At 73.2% G+C, this 22348-nt stretch carries 20 protein-coding genes; 2 read left to right on the top strand and 18 right to left on the bottom strand.

Features of this window, described 5'->3' with window-relative positions:
• Positions 1-211: 211 nt before the first annotated feature.
• Positions 212-700 (top strand): transcriptional regulator, encoded by a 489-nt coding sequence (locus tag AB0M79_RS03865; protein WP_212817128.1) that lies wholly within the window; start codon positions 212-214, stop codon positions 698-700.
• Positions 701-836: 136 nt separating this feature from the next.
• Here the strand turns inward: AB0M79_RS03865 and nusB are convergent, their stop codons facing one another.
• The 16 genes from nusB to AB0M79_RS03785 form a co-directional block, all read right to left on the bottom strand.
• Positions 837-1247 (bottom strand): transcription antitermination factor NusB, encoded by a 411-nt coding sequence (gene nusB / locus AB0M79_RS03860; RefSeq protein ID WP_357540146.1) that lies wholly within the window; start codon positions 1245-1247, stop codon positions 837-839.
• A 23-nt stretch (positions 1248-1270) separates the two neighbouring features.
• The gene (gene efp, locus AB0M79_RS03855; protein WP_364207490.1) at positions 1271-1828 is read right to left on the bottom strand and encodes an elongation factor P; all 558 of its coding nucleotides are present in this window, start codon (positions 1826-1828) and stop codon (positions 1271-1273) included.
• 207 nt (positions 1829-2035) lie between these two features.
• Positions 2036-2476 (bottom strand): type II 3-dehydroquinate dehydratase, encoded by a 441-nt coding sequence (gene aroQ / locus AB0M79_RS03850; protein WP_364207488.1) that lies wholly within the window; start codon positions 2474-2476, stop codon positions 2036-2038.
• A complete protein-coding gene (gene aroB, locus AB0M79_RS03845; protein WP_364207486.1) occupies positions 2473-3549 on the bottom strand; it encodes a 3-dehydroquinate synthase in 1077 nt (358 codons plus the stop codon). The genes aroQ and aroB overlap by 4 nt, the downstream gene beginning before the upstream one ends.
• Before the next feature lie 87 nt (positions 3550-3636).
• Positions 3637-5388: a hypothetical protein gene (locus AB0M79_RS03840; RefSeq protein ID WP_364207484.1), complete on the bottom strand. Its 1752-nt coding sequence runs from the start codon at positions 5386-5388 to the stop codon at positions 3637-3639.
• An 82-nt stretch (positions 5389-5470) separates the two neighbouring features.
• Entirely contained in the window at positions 5471-5974 is a 504-nt protein-coding gene (locus tag AB0M79_RS03835) for a shikimate kinase (protein ID WP_364207482.1), read from the bottom strand.
• Complete coding sequence (gene aroC, locus AB0M79_RS03830) at positions 5974-7152, bottom strand: chorismate synthase (protein ID WP_364207480.1); 1179 nt, start codon at positions 7150-7152, stop codon at positions 5974-5976. Before aroC ends, AB0M79_RS03835 begins: the two co-directional genes overlap by 1 nt.
• 138 nt (positions 7153-7290) lie before the next feature.
• The gene (locus AB0M79_RS03825; protein WP_364207478.1) at positions 7291-8109 is read right to left on the bottom strand and encodes a shikimate dehydrogenase; all 819 of its coding nucleotides are present in this window, start codon (positions 8107-8109) and stop codon (positions 7291-7293) included.
• The gene (mltG, locus tag AB0M79_RS03820; protein ID WP_364207476.1) at positions 8106-9293 is read right to left on the bottom strand and encodes an endolytic transglycosylase MltG; all 1188 of its coding nucleotides are present in this window, start codon (positions 9291-9293) and stop codon (positions 8106-8108) included. Before mltG ends, AB0M79_RS03825 begins: the two co-directional genes overlap by 4 nt.
• Positions 9293-9748 carry a Holliday junction resolvase RuvX gene (ruvX, locus tag AB0M79_RS03815; protein ID WP_364207474.1) on the bottom strand — a complete coding sequence of 152 codons (456 nt, stop codon included), beginning with the start codon at positions 9746-9748 and terminating at the stop codon, positions 9293-9295. The genes mltG and ruvX overlap by 1 nt, the downstream gene beginning before the upstream one ends.
• A 129-nt stretch (positions 9749-9877) precedes the next feature.
• A complete protein-coding gene (gene alaS / locus AB0M79_RS03810; RefSeq protein WP_364207472.1) occupies positions 9878-12559 on the bottom strand; it encodes an alanine--tRNA ligase in 2682 nt (893 codons plus the stop codon).
• Complete coding sequence (locus AB0M79_RS03805) at positions 12556-12861, bottom strand: hypothetical protein (protein WP_357540008.1); 306 nt, start codon at positions 12859-12861, stop codon at positions 12556-12558. The genes alaS and AB0M79_RS03805 overlap by 4 nt, the downstream gene beginning before the upstream one ends.
• Before the next feature lie 42 nt (positions 12862-12903).
• Positions 12904-13365 carry a DUF948 domain-containing protein gene (locus AB0M79_RS03800; protein ID WP_357540006.1) on the bottom strand — a complete coding sequence of 154 codons (462 nt, stop codon included), beginning with the start codon at positions 13363-13365 and terminating at the stop codon, positions 12904-12906.
• 144 nt (positions 13366-13509) lie between these two features.
• Positions 13510-14199 (bottom strand): hypothetical protein, encoded by a 690-nt coding sequence (locus tag AB0M79_RS03795; protein ID WP_364207627.1) that lies wholly within the window; start codon positions 14197-14199, stop codon positions 13510-13512.
• Positions 14200-16616: 2417 nt separating this feature from the next.
• A complete protein-coding gene (locus AB0M79_RS03790) occupies positions 16617-18296 on the bottom strand; it encodes a replication-associated recombination protein A (protein WP_364207469.1) in 1680 nt (559 codons plus the stop codon).
• Positions 18297-18370: 74 nt separating this feature from the next.
• A complete protein-coding gene (locus AB0M79_RS03785) occupies positions 18371-18559 on the bottom strand; it encodes a hypothetical protein (RefSeq protein ID WP_357540002.1) in 189 nt (62 codons plus the stop codon).
• A gap of 148 nt (positions 18560-18707) precedes the next feature.
• Here AB0M79_RS03785 and AB0M79_RS03780 point away from each other — a divergent pair, with 148 nt between their 5' ends.
• Positions 18708-19457, top strand: a complete 750-nt coding sequence (locus tag AB0M79_RS03780) for a GNAT family N-acetyltransferase (RefSeq protein ID WP_364207467.1) — start codon at positions 18708-18710, stop codon at positions 19455-19457.
• Positions 19458-19466: 9 nt separating this feature from the next.
• Here the strand turns inward: AB0M79_RS03780 and AB0M79_RS03775 are convergent, their stop codons facing one another.
• Together AB0M79_RS03775 and aspS are read right to left on the bottom strand one after the other, a co-directional pair.
• Entirely contained in the window at positions 19467-20369 is a 903-nt protein-coding gene (locus AB0M79_RS03775) for a sugar nucleotide-binding protein (RefSeq protein WP_364207465.1), read from the bottom strand.
• A gap of 112 nt (positions 20370-20481) precedes the next feature.
• A complete protein-coding gene (gene aspS / locus AB0M79_RS03770; RefSeq protein WP_364207463.1) occupies positions 20482-22287 on the bottom strand; it encodes an aspartate--tRNA ligase in 1806 nt (601 codons plus the stop codon).
• Between the last annotated feature and the right edge of the window lie 61 nt (positions 22288-22348).

Here is a 22348-nt window from a genome sequence, read left to right as displayed (position 1 = left end):
CCGATCAGCGCAGGGCTGACGCTACGTTACCAGCGACCAGGCCGCCCACCTGGGCGGGGGCACCCTGAGGGGCGGCTCCGCCGCCGGATTCGGGTACGTCGCGGCGAAGGCTTTCGGTAATCGCCACTTGACCACTAGTCGCAATCCCCGTACCGTCACGCTCCGTAGCGATCGCTGGGGAAAACCCCGGGCCAGCACTGGGAGTGTCCGTATGCCCTCTGAATACGCCAAGTCGTTGGGAGCCCGCCTGCGCTCCATCCGTCAGCAGCAGGGCCTGTCCCTGCAGGGGGTGGAGGAGAAGTCGAACGGGCGCTGGAAGGCCGTCGTCGTCGGTTCGTACGAGCGCGGCGACCGGGCCGTCACCGTCTCGCGTCTCGCCGAACTCGCCGACTTCTACCGGGTACCCGTGTCGGAACTGCTGCCGGACGGCAGCGGGGTCCGGCACGAGCCCACCAACAAGATCGTTCTCGACCTCGAGCGGCTCTACGACGAGGCATCCGAGGAACTCGCCTACGTCGCCCGCTACGCCCGCGCCATCCAGCAGCAGCGGGGCGACTACAACGGCCGGGTGCTGTCGATCCGCGCCGACGACCTGCGTTCGCTCGCGATCGTCTACGACTCGTCGCCGTCGGGTCTGATCGAGCGGCTCAACGAGCACGGCGTGCTCGTCGCCGACCCGCGGGCGTTCTTCGCCTCCTGAACCACCCGTCGAGGGGTTCCCGGCCGCCGCCGGGGACCCCTCGACGCATTCGGGCAACCGGAACGGCGACGGCTCCCGGTCGGGAGCCGTCGCCGTTCGGATCTGCTTCGCGCGCCGCCGCCCGGGCGCGGCCGGGTCAGCGGGTCGCGTATTCGGCGATCCGGCCGAGGACGCCGTTGAGGAACCTCGGCGAGTCGTCGGTCGACATCTGCTTGGCCAACTCGACCGCCTCGGTGATCGCCACCGCGTCGTCGATCTCGTCGACGTAGAGCATCTCCTGGACCGCGATCCGGGCCAGGTTGCGGTCGACGGTCGGCATCCGGTCGATGGTCCAGCCCTCGGCGTAGCTCGCGATCAACTCGTCGATCCGGTCGAGGTTGGCGGCCACCCCCTCGACCAGGCTGGTGGTGTAGCCGATGTGCTCCGGCAGCGGCCGGTCCAGCCGGGCCAGGTAGGTCGTCAGCACCTGCGCCGGTGGTAGGTCACGCAGATCGGCCTCGTAGAGCACGTCCAGGGCCCGCTTGCGCGCCTTGCGGCGCGCGGGCATCTGGGTCTTGGGGCCCTCGGCCATCAGGCCCGGCCGAGGTAACGACCGTCGCGGGTGTCGACCTTGATCTTCTCGCCGGTGGTGATGAACAGCGGCACCTGCACCGTCGCACCGGTCTCGACCGTCGCCGGCTTGTTGCCGCCGGTCGACCGGTCGCCCTGCAGGCCCGGCTCGGTGTACGTCACCTCCAGCACCACGCTGGTCGGCAGCTCGATGTAGAGCGGCACCCCCTCGTGGGTGGCGACCACGGCCTCCGCCTCGGGCAGCAGGTAGTTGGACGCCTCGCCGACCGTGCCGCCGGCCACCGGGATCTGGTCGTAGGTCTCCAGGTCCATGAAGACGTAGTCGTCGCCGTCGGCGTAGAGGTATTGCATGGTGCGCTTGTCGACCGTGGCGGTCTCGACCTTGGTGCCCGCGTTGAAGGTCTTGTCGACGACCTTGCCGGAGAGCACGTTCTTCAGCGTGGTGCGCACGAACGCTCCACCCTTGCCGGGCTTGACGTGCTGGAACTCAACGACGGACCACAACTCGCCATCGAGGTTGAGGACCAGGCCGTTCTTGAGGTCGTTCGTGGAAGCCATTGCCTGCCTTGATTCTGTGTCGACGGTTCGGTGCTGACGGTTCGGTACTGACGATTTTGGTACTGACGATTTCGGTACTGACTATTCGGTACAGACTATTCAGTGCTGAGGGGGTGCTTCGACTTGCGGAAGGACCTGACAAGTCTACTGGTCGCGCGGTCGTACCGGGCACCGGCTACGCGGCACCGGCGCGATCCGGCCGGCCGGTCACCCCGAGGTGGCGGCCAGCCGGGCGACGTGGGCCAGCGCCAGCCGGTATCCGTCGACCCCGAGCCCGCAGATCACCCCGGTCGCCACCGCCGAGACCACCGAGTGGTGCCGGAACTGCTCCCGGGCGTGGATGTTGGAGATGTGCACCTCGATCAGGGGCCCGCGCAGCATCGCGCAGGCGTCCCGGACCGCGTACGAGTAGTGCGACCAGGCGCCCGGGTTGAGCACCACGGCGGCCCGCTCGTCGGCGGCGGCGTGCAGCCAGCCCAGCATCTCGTGCTCGGCGTCGGTCTGCCGCACCTCGACGTCGAGGCCCACCTCGCGGCCGGTCTCCCGGCACAGCGTGACCAGGTCGGCGTAGCTGGTCACGCCGTACACGTCGACCTGGCGGGTGCCGAGCCGGCCGAGGTTGGGGCCGTTGAGGACGTACGCCTTCACCGCGCCACCGCCGCGTAGGCCGCCCGCAGCAGGTCGTCGTCCGGACCGTCCAGGATGGACGGCCGGGCCGGCCCGTCGAGTACGACGAAACGCAGCCGCGACCCGCGCGCCTTCTTGTCGACCCGCATCGCGGCCAGCAGCCCCGGCCAGGCGTCGGCCGGATAGCCGGTCGGCAGGCCGAGCGCGGTCAGCGTGGCCCGGTGCCGGTCGGCGGTCGCCGCGTCCAGCCGGCCGGCGAGGCGGCCCAGCTCGGCGGCGTAGACCAGGCCGACCGCGACGGCGTGGCCGTGCCGCCACCGGTAGCCCTCGACCTTCTCGATCGCGTGGGCGAGGGTGTGCCCGTAGTTGAGGATCTCCCGACGGCCGGCCTCGCGCAGGTCGCCGGCGACCACGTCGGCCTTGACCCGGACCGCCCGCTCGACCAGTTCCCGCACCACCGGCCCGTCCGGGTCGGCGGCCCGGGCCGGGTCGGCCTCGACCAGGTCGAGGATCGCCGGGTCGGCGATGAATCCGCACTTGACCACCTCGGCCAGCCCGGCGACCAGGTCGACGGCGGGCAGGGTGGACAGCAGCGAGAGGTCGCACAGCACCCCGGCCGGCGGGTGGAACGCGCCGACCAGGTTCTTGCCGGCACCGGTGTTGATCCCGGTCTTGCCGCCGACGGCGGCGTCGACCATGCCGAGCAGGCTGGTGGAGACCGGTATCCAGCGCACCCCGCGCAGCCAGCAGGCGGCGACGAAGCCGGCCAGGTCGGTGACGGCGCCGCCGCCGATCCCGACGACCGCGTCGGTGCGGGTGAAGCCGGCCGCGCCCAGCGCCTCCCAGCACCGGTCGGCGACCCCGATGTCCTTACCCGCCTCGGCGTCGGGCACCTCGATCGGCAGGGGGCGCCGGCCGGCGGCGGCCAGCCGCCGCCCGACCGCGTCCGCGTACGCCTTCAGCGGCGGGGCGTACAGGATCGCGACCTGGTCGGCGCCGGCCAGCAGCGGCGGCAACTCGTCGAGCAGGTCCCGCCCGACGAGTACGTCGTATGGCCGCTCGCCCCCGACGGTGATCCGCGTCATCTCGTCCATCGCCCCCGACCCTAGCCGCCCCCACGATCCCGACGACCGGGGGCCGGCACCCCGCGTGTCGCGGATGCCGGCCACCGGGGTCGACGCTCAGATCAGCTTGAGCTCGCGGGCCAGGACGGACGCCTTGTTGCCGCCGACGGCGAGCTTGCCCTGGTCCAGCTTGAACACCTCCGCGATCAGCGCGTCCCGCAGCGTCTTGTACCTGGTGAAGTCCGCCTTCTGGAACAGCCGGGGCGAGTCCAGGTCGGCGGGTACGTGGTACGGGCGCGTGATCGGGCGCGCCGACGCCGTGAACTTCTTGGCGCCATCCGGGGCCGGTGCGATGCCGTCCCGCGCGTCCCACTGGCCGATCCGCTTCGCCATCGACAGGGCGGTCGGCGTACCGCCGGCGGTCAGGCCGGGGTGCCCCACGCCGAACTCGAAGCTGTACACGACCGCCTCGGCCTCCTCACCGGGAAGCGTGCCGGTGGCGACGTCGGCGCTGAAGTCGATCACGGTGGCGTCGTCGAACTTCATCCCGTACTTCCACCGCCGCGAGACGACGGTGAGGACGTGCCGCACCTTCCACTCCTGCTTCAGCAGGGCGGTGAGTCCACGGGCGGCCAGTACGTCGTGCAGGACCCGGGCGAACGCGTTGTCGATGTTCTCCCCGTCGCACAGCAGCCGGCCGAGGGCCGCCATGCCCTCCTCCGTCTTCATGGCCGACTCGATCAGGTTGATCTGCGCGGCGAGCCGGATGCGTTCGCCGCCCTTGTCGACCGTACGGCCCTTGACCGAGACCAGGTAGGTGCCGACCGGGTCGCTGCCGACCATCCGGCGGCGCAGCACGATGTTGTTGGCCAGCAGCGGGTACGCGGTGTCCCCGCCGACCAGGTCGAAGTAGTGGTCGGTGTAGGTCTTGACGCTCTTCTCCACCGAGACGAGCTGGTAGGGCCGCTTCGGGACCTCGACGTCCTTCTTCGGCGCCGTCCGGGACTCCTCGATCAGCTCCGCGGCGGTCTTGACCCGGTCCGCCAGCCCGTCGAGGCCCTCGACGATCGCGGTGATCGTCTCCTGGTCGTCGACCTGGTACTCCGACTCGGCCTCCAGCGTGGTCGCCATCTCCCTGCCGTCGGCCAGGATGCCGGCGAAGGCGTCGTAGACCGGCCGGCGCCGGCCCTTGGAGAGCCGCTCGGCCATGTTCCACTCGCTGTTGCGTACGGACTCGGACGCCTTGAGGTCGTCCGTGGTCCGCTCACGCAGAATGATCTTGCCGGAACCACCCTTCTCGAGCACGCCGCCGCTGGCGTGGTTGGGGTCGTTGCCCTGGCCCTTCGTGTCGGCGAGCCAGTGTGCGGTGATCCCGAGTTCCGGGTAGTCCCGCTTGAGCGATTCCAGCGTCTTCGGTCCGACCTCCACGCCGAGCGCGCGGGCGAGATCCGTGACCGGGTACGTGAACTCGACGGTGTGGACGTTCTCGTCCACGGTCGGCTCCAGCAGCGCGACCATGAACACGTACTGGTTGGTCGCGCTCTCCAGGTAGACCGGCACCAGGTCGTGCGGCGCACACATGTGCTTCGGGTTGCACCACACCTCGAACCGCACCGTGAGGGTTTTGGCGTTGACGACGGCGTCGAGCACCTCGACGCGGGCCCAGTCGTCGAACTTCCGGCCTTCGCCGTTGACCCGGACGTCGCGCAGCCCGAACCTCTTGTGGTCATCGGCCAGGCGGGCCTTCAACACCTTCGGCGTCTTCATCTTCGTCTGCTCGGCGAGCAGGACGCGGTCGGTCAGGCCCTTGAACATCTCGTCGTCGTCGGTGACGATCCGCTTGTCCAGGGCGGGCTGCTTCGGCTGCATCGCTCTTCTCCTCACGCATCGGGGGTGCGTCAGGCAGACGGGCGGCGGCCGGCCAAGATACGTCGGGTCGGACAGGCGACAGTCAGTGGCGAAGGTGGGCGCGGATCTCGGTGACGACGTCCTCCGGCGTCCGGTCGTCGGTCGGCACGGTCAGGGTGGCGACCTCGGTGTAGAGCGGCAGCCGCTGCTCGAGCAGGTGCCGCAGCGTGGCCCGGGGGTTGACGGCGAGCAGCGGCCGGCCGGCACCGAACCCGACCCGCTTCACCGCCTCGGACAGCCCCACCGACAGGAAGACCACGGTGTGGCCGGCCAGCGCCGCCCGGGTCTTCTCGGCCAGGATCGCCCCGCCGCCGAGCGCCAGTACGCCGTCGAACGACTCCAGCGCCGCGATCACCGCGGCGTGTTCGAGGGCCCGGAAGTGCTCCTCGCCGTCGTCGAAGAAGATCTCCGGGATCGGCTTGCCGGCGGTCGCCTCGACGTCGGCGTCGGTGTCGCGGAACCCGACCCCGAGCGCGTCGGCGAGCGCCTCGCCGACGGTGGACTTGCCGGCGCCCATCGCACCGACGAGCACGCAGACCGGCGCCACTAGCGGATCACCAGGTGGTCCAGGTAGCCGGCGAGGTTGCGGCGGATCTCGGTGACCGAGTCGCCGCCGAACTTCTCCGTCGCCGCCTCGGCGAGCACGAGGGCGACCATCGCCTCGGCGACGACCGCCGCCGCCGGCACCGCGCACACGTCGGAGCGCTGGTTGATGGCGGTCGCCGGCTCGCCCGTGCTCACGTCGATGGTCGACAGTGCCCGGTTGAGCGAGGAGATCGGCTTCATCGCGGCCCGGACCCGCAACGGCTCGCCGGTGGTGATCCCACCTTCGAGACCGCCGGCACGGTCGGTGACCCGCCGGACCCCGTTCGCCGTCGGGATGATCTCGTCGTGGGCGACCGAGCCGCGCGAGCGGGCCTGGGTCCACGCGTCACCGATCTCGACACCCTTGATCGCCTGGATCGACATCAGCGCGGTGGCCAGGCGGGCGTCGAGCTTGCGGTCCCACTGGACGTGGCTGCCCAGTCCCGGGGGCAGCCCGTACGCCAGCACCTCGACGATCCCGCCGAGCGTGTCGGCGTCCTTCTTGGCGGCGTCGACCTCGGTGACCATCCGGGCGCTCGCCTCCGGGTCGAGGCAGCGCAGCGGGTCGGCGTCGACGCGTTCGGCGTCCTCGGGACGGGGTACCAGGCCGGTCTTGGCGGCCACCGATCCCAACTCGACCACGTGCGAGACGATCTCGACGCCGAGCGCCTGGCGGACCAGTGCCTTGGCGACCGTGCCGACGGCGACCCGGGCCGCGGTCTCCCGGGCGCTCGCCCGCTCGAGGATCGGCCGGGCGTCGGTGTGCCCGTACTTCTGCATGCCGGCCAGGTCGGCGTGGCCGGGCCGGGGCCGGGTCAGCGGGGCGTTGCGGGCCTGTCTCGCCAACTCGTCGGGGTCGACCGGGTCGGCGGCCATCACGGTCTGCCACTTGGGCCACTCGGAGTTGCCGACCCTGATCGCGACCGGGCTGCCGAGGGTCACCCCGTGCCGTACGCCGCCGATGATCTCGATCTCGTCGCGCTCGAACGACATCCGCGCGCCGCGGCCGTAGCCGAGCCGGCGGCGGGCCAGTTCGCGCCCGATGTCGGCGGTCGTCACCTCAATCCCGGCGGGTACCCCTTCGAGGACCGCCACGAGGGCGGGACCGTGCGATTCACCTGCAGTCAGCCAACGCAACACGGTGCCCAGTTTGTCACGCAACCACCGGGGCCCCGCGGGCCGGCCACGCCGTCCCGCCCTGCGGAACCGGCGCCCGGTCCCGGGCCGGTGGGCCGGGGACCGGTTTGGCCCGCCGGCACCGGTGGGACGCGGGCCGGGTCAGCGGGCGGCCCGCAGGGCCGCCCGCATCGCGTCGACCGGAGCGGTGACCCCGGTGAACTGCTCGAACTGGCCCACCGCCTGGGCCAGCAGGAGGTCGAGGCCGGACAGCACGGGGCAGCCGGCCGCGGCCGCCGACTCGGCCAGCGGGGTCGGCCACGGGTCGTAGATCGCGTCGAACAGGACGGTCGCCGATCGCCACGACGCGTGGGACGCCAGCGGGTCGGCGACGCCCTTCGGCACGGTGGAGATGACCACGTCGGATTCGAGGTGGGCGGCCACGTCGGGCCAGGCGCCGATGGCCAGTCCGACGCCGAGCGCCTCGGCGACCGGCCGCAGTTCGTCGACCGCCGCCGCCCGGCGGGCGACGACGGTGACCGTCGGGGCGCCGAGTTCGGCCGCGGCGGCCAGCGCCGCCCGGGCCGTGCCGCCGGCGCCGAGCACCGTCACGGCCGGCGACGGCGCCACCCGGGCGCCGCGCAGCACCTCGACCATGCCGGGCACGTCGGTGTTGTCGGCGTACCAGCCGTCGGGCCGGCGGACGAGGGTGTTGGCGGCGCCGACCGCGACGGCGACCTTGGAGGCGGCGCCGGCCACGGCGAGCGCCGCCTCCTTCAACGGCATGGTCACCGAGAACCCGGCCCACTCCGGGCCGCAGGCGGCCAGCCGGTCGGGCAGTTCGGCCTCGGCGCACTCGATCGCGGTGTAGGACCAGTCGGTCAGCCCGGCCGCCGCGTAGCCGGCGTTGTGGATCACCGGCGAGAGGGAGTGGGCGATGGGCTTGCCCAGCACCGCCGCGCGACGTAAGGAGACCGTCACAGTACGCCGTTCTCCCGGGCCTTCTGGATGTTGCGCTCGTGCTCGGCGTTCGTCTCGGCGAACTCCGAGTTGCCCTGCTTGTCGACCGCCACGAAGAACAGCCACTTGCCGGCCGGCGGGTTGAGCGCGCCCTCCAGGGCGAGCTTGCCCGGGTTGTTGATCGGGGTGGGCGGCAGGCCGGCCTTGGTGTGCACGTTGTACGGGTTCTTCGGGTCCTGGAGCTCAGCCGTCGTCATGTCCTTCGACGCCTTCGTCGGCTTGCCGGTCAGCTCCCAGTAGTAGTTGACGCTGACGTCGAACTGGAGGCAGCTGCACGGGAAGGTGCCGCTGTAGACCCGGTTGTAGGCGACCCGGGCGACCTTGCCGAGGTCCTGGGCGTTGCCGGCCTCGGCCTGGGCCAGCGATGCCACGATCAGCGCCTCGTAGGGGCTGATGCCGCCCCGCTCGGCCTGGACCTTGTCGGCGAAGTCCATCTCGCCGGTGACGCTGAGGAACCGGTTGACCATCATCTGGAGGATCTCCGGCGCGGTCACGTCGGGATCGAGGTCGTAGGTGTCGGGGAACAGGAAGCCCTCCGACGACATGGTGACCTCTTTGCCGTCGTTGCGGGTGAACCACCAGTCGGGCACCTTGAGCTTGAGCGGGTCCTTGGCCGCCTCCTCGAACTCCTCCGCCGGGATGTCGGTGGCCTCGGCCAGCAGCTTGTAGATCTGTTTGGCGGTCCGCCCCTCGGGGATGGTGACCTTGTTGGAGATCTTGTTGGTCAGGTCGAGCAGGAGGCTGAGCGCGGAGGCCGCGTTCATCTCCTTGCGCACCTTGTAGTGCCCCGGCTGGATGTTCTGGCTGCGCGAGTTGGCCTCGGCCGCCTCGACGAACGCCTTCGAACTCTTCACCACGCCCGCGGTGACCAGGGTGTTGCCGATCTCGGCGATCGTCTGGCCGGACATGACCTCGACGACGATCTCGCCGCTGCCGCCGCCGGGGTAGTCCGGGGTGGAGAAGTAGCCGGAGATGCGGTCGAAGCCGTACCAGGCACCGCCCGCGAGTCCGCCGAGAAGCACGACGACGACCAGGAAGGCCGCGGCGGTCTTGCCCCGACCGCTCTTGCGGCGCCGCGTTCCGCGCCGGCGACGCCCCCTGCCCTCTTCGCGTTCGTCAAACGCGGAATCCAACTCGTCGATCATCACATCCGCCTCCGCTGCGCATCTAGCCAGCTCTGCAGGATCTCCACCGCGGCCGCCTGGTCGACGACCGCCCGTTGCCGCCTCCCCCGGACGCCACGCTCGGACAGCCTACGGGTTGCGACGACCGTAGACATCCTCTCGTCCACCAGGCGTACCGGCACCGGCGCGATGACTTCGGCCAGTCTGTCGGCGTAGGCACGGACGGAGACTGCCGCCGGTCCGTTTCCACCCGAGAGTGTCACCGGCAGCCCGACCACCACTTCGGGCGTTTCGTGTAGCGCTACCAGTCGCGCAAGTTCCGAAATATCGGTTGGAATGCCATCAATTGTGGTGACATCACGGGGCAAAGTGACCAGTGGGGTGGCCAGGATGCCGTCGGGGTCGCAGATGGCGACACCGACCCGCACCTGCCCGACATCGACGCCGAGGCGTACCCCGCGCTGGAAGCCGCTCATCAAGACCCTTTCACGCGATCAAGGGCTCGCCGTCCGCTCCGGAGGTCCCGGATCGGGCAGGCGAGCCCTTGATCGACACTGCTCAAGACAAACCCGTACGGCCGCCGGGGCCGCACGTCGGAAACCGGATCAGCCTACCTCCGCCACCGCCCGCTCGACCGCGACGAGCAGGTTGGCCGCCTCGGCCGCCGGCACACCGCCACCCTGCGCCAGGTCGGCGTTGCCGCCGCCCCGGCCGGACAGCGCGCCCTTGACCAGGTCGACCGCTGCCACGCCCCGCCCCTTGGCGGCGGCGTTGACCGCCACCACCAGCGACGCCTTGCCCCCGGACCGGGCCGCGACCGCGACCACCGCCGGCCGGGCCGGATCGACCCTGCCACGGATCTCCTGCGCCAGGGTCCGTACGTCGTTGCCGGCCGCACCCTCGGGTGCCTCGGTGCCGACGTAGGCGATGCCCCGGACGTCCTTGGCCTGCCCCGCCAGCGCCGCCGCCCCACCGAGCACCAGTTGGGCGCGCAGCTTCTCCAGCTCCCGCTCGGCGTCGCGCAACTGCGTCACCGTCTGCTGCACCCGGTCGGCGACCTGGTCGCCCGGCACCCGGAAGAGTTCGGCGAGCCGGGCCACCAGCAGGTGTTCCCGGGCGAGGAAGCTGAACGCGTCGATACCGACGAGCGCCTCGACCCGGCGTACACCGGAACCGATCGACGACTCGGACAGGATCTTGACCAGGCCGAGCTGCCCGGACCGGGACACGTGCGTGCCACCGCACAGCTCGCGGGCGTAGTCGCCGACCTCGACGACCCGCACCTCGTCGCCGTACTTCTCGCCGAAGAGCGCCATCGCGCCGAGCCGGCGCGCCTCCTCCTGCGAGGTGATGAACGCGTTGACCTCCAGGTCGCGCAGCAGCACCTCGTTGACCTGCTGCTCGACATCGTGCAGCACGCTCGCCGACACCGCGCCCGGGGTGTTGAAGTCGAACCGCAGCCGGCCCGGCGCGTTCAGCGAACCCGCCTGGGTCGCCGACTCGCCGAGGAAGTTGCGCATCGTCTGGTGCACCAGGTGGGTCGCGGTGTGCGACCGAGAGATCGCCCGGCGCCGGGTGATGTCGATCTCGGCGTAGCCGGCCTCACCGGCACGTACCTCACCGCGGACCACCCGTACCTTGTGCACGATCAGGCCGGGCACCGGCGACTGGACGTCGAGCACCTCGACCTGGCCGCCGCCGACCGTGATCAGGCCGAGGTCGGGCTGCTGGCCACCGCCCTCGGCGTAGAACGGGGTGGTGTCGAGCACCAGCTCGACCGTCTCGCCCTCGCCGGCCACGTCGCGCCGGCCGCCGCCACCGAGCAGCGCGCGCACCCGCGACTCGCGGGTGACCTCGGTGTAGCCGGTGAACTCCACCGGCCCGCCGTCCTCGAGGACGGTGCGGTAGGCGGACAGGTCGACGTGCCCCGTCTTGCGCGCCTGCGCGTCGGCCTTCGCCCGGGCCCGCTGGTCGGCCATCAGCCGCCGGAAGCCGTCCGCGTCGACCCGCAGGCCCTGCTCCGCCGCGATCTCCAGGGTCAGGTCGATCGGGAACCCGTACGTGTCGTGGAGCTGGAACGCCTTCTCGCCCGACAACGTGTCGCCACCGGCCGCCTTCGTCGCCGCGACCGCCGTGTCCAGGATCGTCGTCCCCGACCGCAGCGTGGCCAGGAAGGCGTCCTCCTCCGCGTACGCGTACTGGGAGATCCGGTCGAACTCCTCGGCGACCTCCGGATAGGACGGCGCCATGCAGTCCCGTGCCACCGGCAGCAGCTCGGGCAGCGCCCGCTCCTGCCAGCCGAGCAGCCGCATCGCCCGGATCGCCCGCCGCATGATCCGCCGCAGCACGTAGCCGCGGCCCTCGTTCGACGGGGTCACCCCGTCGGAGATGAGCATCAGCGACGTCCGGACGTGGTCGGCGATCACCCGCAGCCGTACGTCGTCCGGATGCGACTCGCTGGCCACCGTGCCGGACCTCGCCCCGTAGACGGTGCCGGTCAGCTCCGCCGCCCGCGACAGGATCGGCCGGACCTCGTCGATCTCGTACAGGTTGTCGACCCCCTGCAGGATCGACGCCATCCGCTCCAGGCCCATGCCGGTGTCGATGTTCTTCGCCGGCAGGTCGCCCAGGATCGGGTAGTTCTCCTTGTCGGTGCCCGGCCCCCGCTCGAACTGCATGAACACCAGGTTCCAGAACTCCAGGAACCGGTCCTCGTCGACCTCCGGACCGCCGTCGGGCCCGTACGCGGGGCCCCGGTCGTAGTACAGCTCCGAACACGGGCCGCACGGGCCGGGAATGCCCATCGACCAGAAGTTGTCCTTCTTGCCGCGCCGCACGATCCGCTCGGTCGGCACGCCGGTCCGGCGCCAGATCTCGTACGCCTCGTCGTCGTCGAGGTAGACCGTCGCCCAGATCCGCTCCGGGTCCAGCCCGAACCCGCCCTGCTCCACCGGCTTCGTGGACAGCTCCCAGGCGAGCGGGATCGCGCCGTCCTTGAAATAGTCACCGAACGAGAAGTTCCCGTTCATCTGGAAGAACGTCCCGTGCCGGCTGGTCTTGCCGACCTCGTCGATGTCCGGCGTACGGATGCACTTCTGCACGCTCGCGGCCCGCCTGTACGGCGCCGACCGCTGCCCGAGGAAGAACGGTACGAACTGCACCATCCCGGCGTTGATGAACAACAGGTTCGGATCATCGATCGCCGGCAACGGAGCCGACGGCACCACGGCATGCCCGTTCGCCTCGAAATGCGCGAGGAACCGCCGCTTGATCTCCGCCGTCTTCATCGCTTGCCTTCCTCCGGGAATATGTGCCGGTCGCCGATCCGTTCGTCGTCGCGCAGGTCGGCGAACTCGTCCTCGTAGAGCACGCCGTCGGCGAACGCCTGGTGGATCTCCAGCTCACGCTCGGCCATGCCCTCGCGTACGTCGTCCACGAAGCTACGCAGCGACGCGACGAGACCGCCAGCGGATTCCGACAGCGACTCGGCGATGCCGCCGGGGGTGTAGGAGTGTGCCTTGCGGGTCAGCTTGTGGACCACCACCGCCCCCACGGCGAGCCCGACGCCCAACCACAGCAACCGTTTCATTGCCTCTTCCTTCCTCGTGCCGAGCCGTGGGGTGCGGCGGGATCAGCGGTTGCCGCGCTTGGCGGCCCGCCGCTGCTGCTTCAGGGTGGCGCGGACCTCGCGATCCTCGTCGGCCTGCCGCCGGGCGGAGGCCGCCTTTCGTACCCCGTATCCGAACGCGGCGACCTTGACCAGCGGGTTGGCCGCCGCGGCCGAGACCACGGTGGCCAGGTTGGCGACGTTCGCGGTGACGTTCTGGGCGTGCCCGGTCATCGTGTCGATCTTGGCGAGCTGGATGTTCACCCCGTCCAGCGAGGTGTGCACCTGCGTCAGCGCGACGTTGACGTTCTCCACCGTGCTGTTGACGTTGCCCAGCAGCGGCGCGGTGCGCTCGTTGAGATCGTTGATCGTCCGGGTGGCCGCGTCGACCGTGTGCCGCAGCCGAAGGATCGGCACCGCGAGCACCAGTACGAGCATCAGAAACGCCCCGGCCGCGATCAAAGCCGCGATCTGTCCACCGTCCACGCGTGTCCTCCTCAACCGAAGCGTGATCGTCGGCGCGCCGTGCCGTCCACTGTCGGGGGTGTCGCTACCGGACGGAGGGTCCGGTGCGCCGACGCCCTCTCTGCGCCAACGTGCAGACCCTACCGTCCGTGACGGCTCCCGGCCTCACGACGGGGAGGGTGTCAGGTCCAGAAGTGGATCGTCGGTGAAGATCGGGTCCGGGTCCTCGCCGGTGAGCGACGGATCGGTGCTCGGCTGCGGTCCGGTGCGCTCGTCGGCGATCGCGTTACGTACCTTGACCGTCACCACCGAACCGGTGCAGCCCTCGGCCGCCGGCTCCTCCGACTCCTGCGGATTCGGGTCGGTGCCCGGCTCACCGGTCGGCAGCAGGTCGGGCTCCACCGCCGGCTGCTCCACCGCACAGGGTGGCTCGCGTACCCACAGGTCCAGTGTCAGCTCGTCGCGCCGCCAGCAGGTGTAGCGCCCCTCGACCGGCTGGTCCGGGCAGAACTGCGGCGTCCACGGCCGCCAGCCGTCGTCGGTGAGCGCCTTCTCGTAGACCGTCGCGGTCTCCTCGGAGCCGCGCTCGGACTGCACGGTCCGCTCCCGGAACCGGCACTCGATGAAGCACCACCGGCTGCCGTCGACCCCGTCCTGCACCGACGTCGACGCCCACGCCGGAACGGCGAGCGCGTCGAGGGAACTGAAGACCGGGTCGCGGGTCGCCGCCCGGATACCGAAGTAGAGCGGCAGCGCGCCGAGCACCAACAGGCTGACCATGATCAGGGCGGCCAGCCGCAGCCGCCGCTGCTCGCGCATCTGGCGGCGGATCTCCGACCGGGCGCCCCGGAACATGCCGGCTCCCGGCCGCCGGGCCCCGGGCCGGTCCCCGTCCTCGTCGTCGTCGAATCCGCCGTCCCGGTCGGCCGGCGGGGCGTACCCCCGCAGCGCCGGGTCGTCGGGCCGGGCGACGGCGGAGCCGGGCGGGGCCGCCCGGCCGGCGGCCGGGTCACCGGCCGGCGGCCGGACCGGGGCGGACGCCGTACGCAGCGGCGGCACCGTGGAGATCAGCGACGTCAAGGCACCGGGGTCGACCGGCGCGGGTCCGTCCGGCCGTCCGCCGGGGCCCGCCCGGTCGGGACCGGGCCGGTCGGGGCCAGGCCGGTCCGGGCCGGGCCTGTTCGGACCGGGGTGGTCGGGACCTGGGCGGTCGGGACCGGGCCTGTTCGGACCGGGCGGGGGTGGCACGGCCGCGGCACGGACCACCGCCGCGGCGCGGGGTGGACCCTCGGCCGGCGGCACCGGGCCGGCACCGGGCGGGGCCGGTTCGGACCGGCGCGCCCGGTCGTCGGCGGCCGGTTCCCCGGGGTACGGCCGGTGCGGCTCGCCGTGCGCCGGCCCGTCCGGCCGGGCGTGCGGTGGGACCGGCGCGGCGGACGCGGTCCGGTCGGCCGGTGGCGGGCCGACCGTCGACCGGCCGGCCGGCGGTACGGCCGCGCTACCCGCGGGTGGTACGGAGGCGCTACCGGCGGGTGGTACCGACGCGCTACCGGCCGGGGGCCGGACCGGTGCGGCCCCGGCGGGCGGCACGACCGAGGCTGAGCCGGCCGCTCCCGGCGCGCTGCCGATCCGCGGCGGAATCGCGGCACCGCCGGGCGGCGGGGGCACCGCCGCGGTGCTGGGCGGCGGCACCGAGGCCGTTCCCGTCCCGCGCCGGTCGGTCGCCCCGTCGGGTGCGGGCGCGTGGCCGGGTACGCGTGCCGACGGGGGGCGGGCACCGGTACCCGGCTCGGCGGGACGTACCGGGACGCGTCCCGCCGGCGGGCCGTCGCCGCCGCCACGGATGTCGCCGGTCCGGTCACCGCGCCGCCCCGTACCGTCCGCCAGGACGTCGCCGGTGCGGTCGCCGTGCCGACCCGCCGCGATGTCACCGGTCCGGTCGCCGTGCCGGCCTCCGGCGATATCGCCGGTGCGGTCGCCGTGCCGGCCCGGATAGGCCGCACGGGGGTCGCCGGTCCGGTCGCCGGTCCGGTCGCCGCCGGGGGGCGGCCCGGGCCGGGTTTCGGGTAGTACCGGGCCGCCGGCCGGACCGGCGACGCCCGGCGGTGGCCCGCCGGGTCCGCCGCGGGCGGGCGTCTGCGGCCAGCCGGCGGTGGGGGCGTCGCCCCCGCCGTCCGGCTCGGGGGCCCGGCGGCGTCCGCCGCCGGTCGGCTCGTCCGCCGGCGGGCGCTCGGCCCGCCGGAACCCGTCGAACGGTTCGCGACCCGCCTCGAAGTCGGGTATCTCGCGGCCCCGTGGCCCGGGCCCGGCCGGTGGCCGGGCGGCACCCGGGGTCTGCTGTGGAGCGGGTGGCGGCACCGGTGGGGCGTTGCCGCTCCTGGGTACGACCGGTCCGGTCCCGTCGGGGTCGGTGCCGGCGGCCCGCAGCGGCACGAAGCCACCGGACCGCGTTCCGGGCCGCTCGGCGGCGGGCGGCGGCACCGGACCGGTCGGCGGCACTGCCCGGCCGGCGGGTGGCGGTACCGGAGCAGCGGGCGGCACTGTCCGGCCGGCGGGCGGTTGCGTACCCGGCTCGGCGGCGGGTCGACCGGGCGGCGGTCCCGGCGGCGGGCCGGGGCGGGCGGCGGCCGGCGGCCAGGCGCCGGTGCCCGGCGGCGGGCCGGCCGGACCGGCCTGCCGGGGATCGGCCTGGCGAGGAGCGCCCGGAGCCGCCTGCCGGGGGTCGGTCGGCATGGCCTGCCGGGGATCAGCCGGGTCGGGACGCCGGGGGTCGGTCGGCATGGCCTGCCGAGGCTCAGCCGGCCCGGCACGCCGGGCGTCGGGGTGCGCCGGTCCCTCGCCGGGCCGGGCCGGTGGCGTCGACGCGGGTGGCATCGATCCCGGCGGTATCGACCACGTCCGGGTCGCATCCGGGTCCGGGGCGGCGCGGCGGGCCGGCGGCGGACCGGCGGCGGACCGGGGATCGAGGGCCGGCTCGCCACGCTCGGACCGGGATTCGGGGGCCGCCTCGCCCCGCCGGGCGGCGGGTGGCAGGTCGCCGGGGAAGGGCTCGGGCGCGCCACCCCGCGGGCCGGTCGGCTCGGCGCCGCCGGGGCCGATGTCGGCGCGCTGCTCGCGTGCCGTCCGCAGGTCGGCGATCCAGCCGAGTTCCTCGCCGGACACCTGCTCCGGTTCGGCCGGCTCGGGCCGGTTACGACCCCACCGCCGGCCCTTGGGCCGGGCGTCCCGGCCCTCCTCGGAGCCGTCTTCGGGCCGCTCGGAACCGCGCGATCTCACTGGTGAGCCTCCCCGGCAGGGGTCCTGCCGTCGTCGTCGGATGTGCTGCCGGGCCGGGCCTGCCCGCCCGCCGGATCGTTCCTGGCCGCCACACCATTGGCGGGAACCGCCACCTCGTCGGCGGCAGCCGGCGCGGCACCGGCGGGCGGCTCCCCGGCGGGTGACGGTCCGTCGATGGGCGTGGCCCGCGGCGGGCCGTCACCGGCGGACCCGCCGGCCACGGCCGGCGAGCCGTCGGTGCCGGGGTCACGCCGCGCCTCGGCGGCGCGCCCGGCGGTCGCCGGCGCGGGACCACGGGCGGGCGGGGGCAGGCCGCGCACGATCCGGCGCAGCACCGGCAGCCGGGCCGCGACGGGCCGCTCCGCGCCGTGCTCGGTCGGCCGGTAGTAGTCGACGCCGGCCAGCTCGTCCGGGGCGTACTGCTGGGTCACGACACCGCGCTGGTCGTCGTGCGGATACCGGTAGCCGATGCCGTGCCCCAGCCCCTTCGAGCCGGCGTAGTGGGCGTCGCGCAGGGCCCGCGGCACCGCCCCGCCCCGGCCGGCCCGTACGTCGCCGATCGCGGCGGCGATCGCCGAGGTGGCCGAGTTGGACTTCGGCGCGGTCGCCATGTGGATCACCGCCTGGGCGAGGTTGAGCTGCGCCTCGGGCAGGCCGACGTATTCCACCGCGTGCGCGGCGGCGGTCGCCACGCTGAGCGCGGTCGGGTCGGCCATCCCGACGTCCTCACTGGCGAAGATCACGATGCGCCGGGCGATGAACCGGGCGTCCTCGCCGGCGACCAGCATCCGGGCCAGCCAGTGCAGGGCCGCGTCGACGTCGGAGCCCCGCATGCTCTTGATGAAGGCGCTGGTCACGTCGTAGTGCGCGTCGCCGTCGCGGTCGTAGCGCACGGCGGCCACGTCGACCGCGCGTTCCGCGGTGGCCAGGTCGATCTCGGCCTCCCCGGTCGCGGCCGCCGAGCCGGCCGCCGCCTCGAGCGCGGTCAGTGCCTTGCGTACGTCGCCGCCGGCGAGACGTACGAGGTGGTCCTCGGCCTCGGGCGCCAGGGTGACGGCACCGGCCAGGCCGCGCCCGTCGGTGACGGCGCGGCGCAACAGGTCGCGGACCGCGGCGTCGTCGAGCGGCTGGAGGGTGAGCAGCACGCACCGCGACAGCAGCGGCGAGATGACCGAGAAGTACGGGTTCTCGGTGGTCGCCGCCAGCAGCGTCACGGTACGGTCCTCGACGGCGGCGAGGAGCGAGTCCTGCTGCGTCTTGCTGAAGCGGTGCACCTCGTCGATGAACAGCACGGTCGGCGGGCCGCCGGCGCGCCGCTGGCGGCGGGCCGTGTCGATCACCGCCCGGACGTCCTTGACCCCGGCCGACAGCGCCGACATGGCCACGAACCGGCGGTCGGTCGCCGCCGCGACCAGGTGCGCGATCGTGGTCTTGCCGCAGCCGGGCGGCCCCCACAGGATCACCGACATCGGGGCGGCGCCGCCGACGAGTTGCCGAAGCGGCGACCCCGGCGCGAGCAGGTGCTGCTGGCCGACGAGTTCGTCGATCGTGGCCGGTCGCATCCGGACCGGCAGCGGCGAGTCGGCGCCCGGGGTGGTGAACCCGTCGCCGGCACCGGGCTGCGCACCGCGCTGGCCACCGGGGTCGGCGAGCGGGAAAAGACCGTCGGGCTCCATCACGAAGACAGTACCGGCCCGGCGACAGGCGCCGAAAAGACGCCGAAGCCGGGCCGGTGACCTGCGAACGGCCGTCAGCGGCGACCTCGGCGGCTCCACCGCCGGCCGCCGGCGCCGGCCCCGCCGAGATGCAGGGCGACCAGGAGCAGTCCGATGAGTACGAGGGTGTTCCAGTTGAACAGGTCGGGCGCACCGAAGTCGGTGCTCAGCAGGTCGAGGAGCAGTGCGAAACCGAAGACCACAGCCGCGGCGATGGCGAACATGACATTTCCTCCGAGAGGGGGTTTCCCAGTGGGTCGGCGCCGGAAGTACCCAGCGGCGACCGCCGCCAATCTCCGCCGCCGCATCGACCACCGTGATCAGGCACGACGTCGGTCCGGGCGGACCGGACCCGGTCGGTACGGTGGGTCGGTGACCAGGACCGGGGAACCGCTGGCCGGGCGGGCCGAGGTGCTGGCCGCGGCCGGCGACCACACCTACGTACGGCTGACGACCGCCGGGTACCCGGCCGGCGGCGGCATCACCGGTTTCCGGCTCGGTACGGACACCGTCGTATGGTTCGGCGCCGGTCCGGGCGGACCGGTCGGGTACGCCCTCGGCGACGGGATCCGGGCCGCCAGGTTCTTCGCCTCGACCGGGCCGGACGGTCCGGTGCCGCGCCCCCGGCACCTGCACCTGCCGGACGTGTCGGCGCCGGTGCTGGCGCCGCACCTGGCCTTCACCCGGATCGGCCGGTGGCTCTTCCTCGACACGGCGGCGCCACCGTCGGCGTGTCCCGGCGAGGACGCGGTGGTGCCGCTCACCGCCGCCGACCACGACGCGATCGACGAGCTGCTCGACGACGTCCTACCGGACAGCACCACCCGGCCCGGCGACGCGCGGGTCGCCGGCTGGTACGGCATCCGTGCCGGTGGCCGGCTGGTGGCCTGCGGCGCCGACCGCAGCCGCGGCGACGTCGGCTTCCTGGCCTCCCTCGCGGTCGCCCGCGACGCCCAGGGCCGGGGCCTGGGCGGTGCGCTCACCACGGCACTGACCCGCCGGCTGGTCGACCGGTACGGACGGGCGAGCCTCGGCGTGTACGTGGAGAACGTCGGCGCGATCCGGCTCTACCGGCGGCTCGGCTACACCGGCGCCCTCCCCCGCACCTCCATCTCCCTCTGATCCCGGTGATCAGGGAGTACGTCGCGCGTGTCGCCGGCGGGTCGGGGCGCGAACTCCCTGATCACGCGGATCACCGGGGGGCCGGGAGGGCTGGCCGGGGGTCAGGTAGGTGCTCACCGGCCGGAGCCGGGTCCTCAGCAGGGCGACCGCCCGCGCCGGGTCGAGACGTACCTCGGCCGGGCTCGGCCGCCCGGACGAGGCGATGGTGCCGGTCCGCAGCCGCGCCGGGTCGATCCCGTGGCGGCGGGCGACCAGGACACCGAGCTCGACGCGGCTGAGCGGCTCCGGGCCGCACACGTTCAGCGGGCCGGCGACCGGGTGGTCGACGAGTTCGAGCACCGCCGACGCCAGATCCTCGACACCGAGCGGGCAGCGGATCTGATCGGCGAACAGCCGCGGCCCGCCGTCGGTGGCGGCGGCCAGGCACAGGCGTACCTGCTCACTGTTCTCGTCGCCGACGATCAGCGAGGTACGCACCAGCACCGCACCGGGGTCGACCAGCCGTACGGCGGTCTCGGCCGCCGCCTTCGCCGCCCCGTACGCGAAGACCGGGCTGGGCGGTTCGTCGTCGGCGTACGGCGTGGACCGTCCACTGTGGATGGCGTCGCTGGACACGTGCACGAGGCGGGCGCCGACCGACGCGGCGGCCAGCGCCACGTGGGCCGCCCCGTCGGCGGTGACCGCCCAGTCGTCGTACCGGTAGGCGGTGTTGACCACGGCGGTCGGGCGTACCCGACCGGCGAGGGCGAGCACGGCGGACCGGTCCCGTACGTCGAGCGGCGTCCAGGTGACGTCCGGCACCGCACCGGCGGTGCGGTGGTGGGTGCCGACGACCCGGCGGCCGGCGGCGACCGCCTGCCGGCACACCTCGCCGCCGAGCAGCCCGGTGGCGCCGACGACGAGCAGCGTCACAGTGCTCCCCGCCACGGTCCTGCCGCGCCATGATCCGCGTGATCAGGGAGTTTGACGCACGCCGCGCCGGCGACACGCGCGACGCGGTCCCTGATCACGCGGATCTTCGGCGTCAGGAGGGTTCCACCGGGGCGGCCACGCCGGTGGTGCCGGCCGCCGGGGCGGCGGGCTTGGGCTTGGCGTCCACGCCGGCCTCCAGCCGCTGCTGGGCGGTGATCGGGGTCGGGGCGCTGGTCAGCGGGTCGAAGCCGCCCCGGGTCTTCGGGAAGGCGATCACCTCGCGGATCGAGTCGGCACCGGCGAGCAGCATGCAGATCCGGTCCCAGCCGAACGCGATGCCGGCGTGCGGCGGCGGGCCGTACTTGAACGCCTCCAGCAGGAAGCCGAACTTGTCGGCGGCCTCGTCCGGGCTGATGCCGAGCAGGTCGAAGACCCGGCGCTGCACGTCGCCCCGGTGGATACGGACCGAGCCGCCACCGATCTCGTTGCCGTTGCAGACGATGTCGTACGCGTATGCCAACGCCCGGTCCGGCGCCTCCTCGAACCGGTCCAGCCAGTCGGAGTTCGGCGAGGTGAACGGGTGGTGCACCGCCGTCCAGCCGCCGTCGTCGGTCTTCTCGAACATCGGCGCGTCGACGACCCAGCAGAAGGCCCAGGCGCTCTCGTCGACCAGGCCGGCCCGCTTGGCGATCTCGATCCGGGCGGCGCCGAGCAACTCCTGCGCGTCCCGCCGGTCGGCGCCCGCGGCGAAGAAGACCGCGTCGCCCGGCTTGGCGCCGACGGCGTCGGCGAGACCGCCGAGGTGCGCCGCCGACAGGTTCTTCGCGACCGGGCCGCGCGGCTCGCCGGTCTCGGCGTCGAGGACCACGTACGCCAGGCCACGGGCACCCCGTGCCTTGGCCCAGTCCTGCCAGCCGTCGAGTTCCTTGCGGGTCTGGCCCGCCCCGCCCGGCATGACCACCGCGCCGACGTAGCCACCGGCGTCGATCGCACCGGCGAACACCCGGAACTCGGTGCCGCGCAGGTAGTCGGTCAGCTCGGTCAGCTCCACGCCGTAGCGCAGGTCGGGCTTGTCGGAGCCGTACCGGTCCATGGCGTCGTGCCAGGTGATCCGCGGGATCGGCGTGCTGATCTCGTGGCCGGCCAGGTCCTTCCAGAGCGCGCCGACGATCGCCTCGCCGAGTTCGATCACGTCGTCCTGGACGACGAACGACATCTCGATGTCGAGCTGGGTGAACTCCGGCTGCCGGTCGGCGCGGAAGTCCTCGTCGCGGTAGCAGCGGGCGATCTGGTAGTAGCGCTCCATGCCACCGACCATCAGGAGCTGCTTGAAGAGCTGCGGCGACTGCGGCAGGGCGTACCAGGTGCCGGGCTGGAGACGGACCGGGACCAGGAAGTCGCGGGCGCCCTCCGGCGTCGACCGGGTCAGGGTCGGGGTCTCGATCTCCAGGAAGTCGCGGTCGTGCAGCACGGTGCGGGCGATGTGGTTCGCCCGCGACCGCAGCTTCAGGTTGCGCGACGGGCCGCTGCGGCGCAGGTCGAGGTAGCGGTACTTGAGCCGTACGTCGTCACCGGCGTCGACGTGGTCGTCGACCGGCAGCGGCAGCGGGGCGGCCTCCGACAGGATGACCAGCTCGGAAGCGGTCACCTCGATCTCGCCGGTCGCCAGTTCCGGGTTCTCGTTGCCCTCGGGCCGGCGGTCGACCTGGCCGGTGATCCGTACGCAGTACTCGTTGCGCAGGGCGTGGGCGGTCTCGATCTCCTCGCGGAAGACGACCTGCACCACGCCGGACGAGTCGCGCAGGTCGACGAAGATCACGCCGCCGTGGTCGCGCCGGCGGGCCACCCACCCGGCGAGCGTCACCGTCGTGCCGGCGTGCGTGGCGCGCAGGGTGCCGGCGTCATGGGTACGGATCACGGCAGGCGTCTCCTTCGACTGTTGCGGGCTGCACCGGCATTCTCTCAGCCGTCCCGCCGTC

This window comes from Polymorphospora sp. NPDC051019 (assembly GCF_040683055.1).
GTDB lineage: Bacteria > Actinomycetota > Actinomycetes > Mycobacteriales > Micromonosporaceae > Polymorphospora > Polymorphospora lycopeni.
This window is presented reverse-complemented; position numbering and strand designations above follow the sequence as displayed.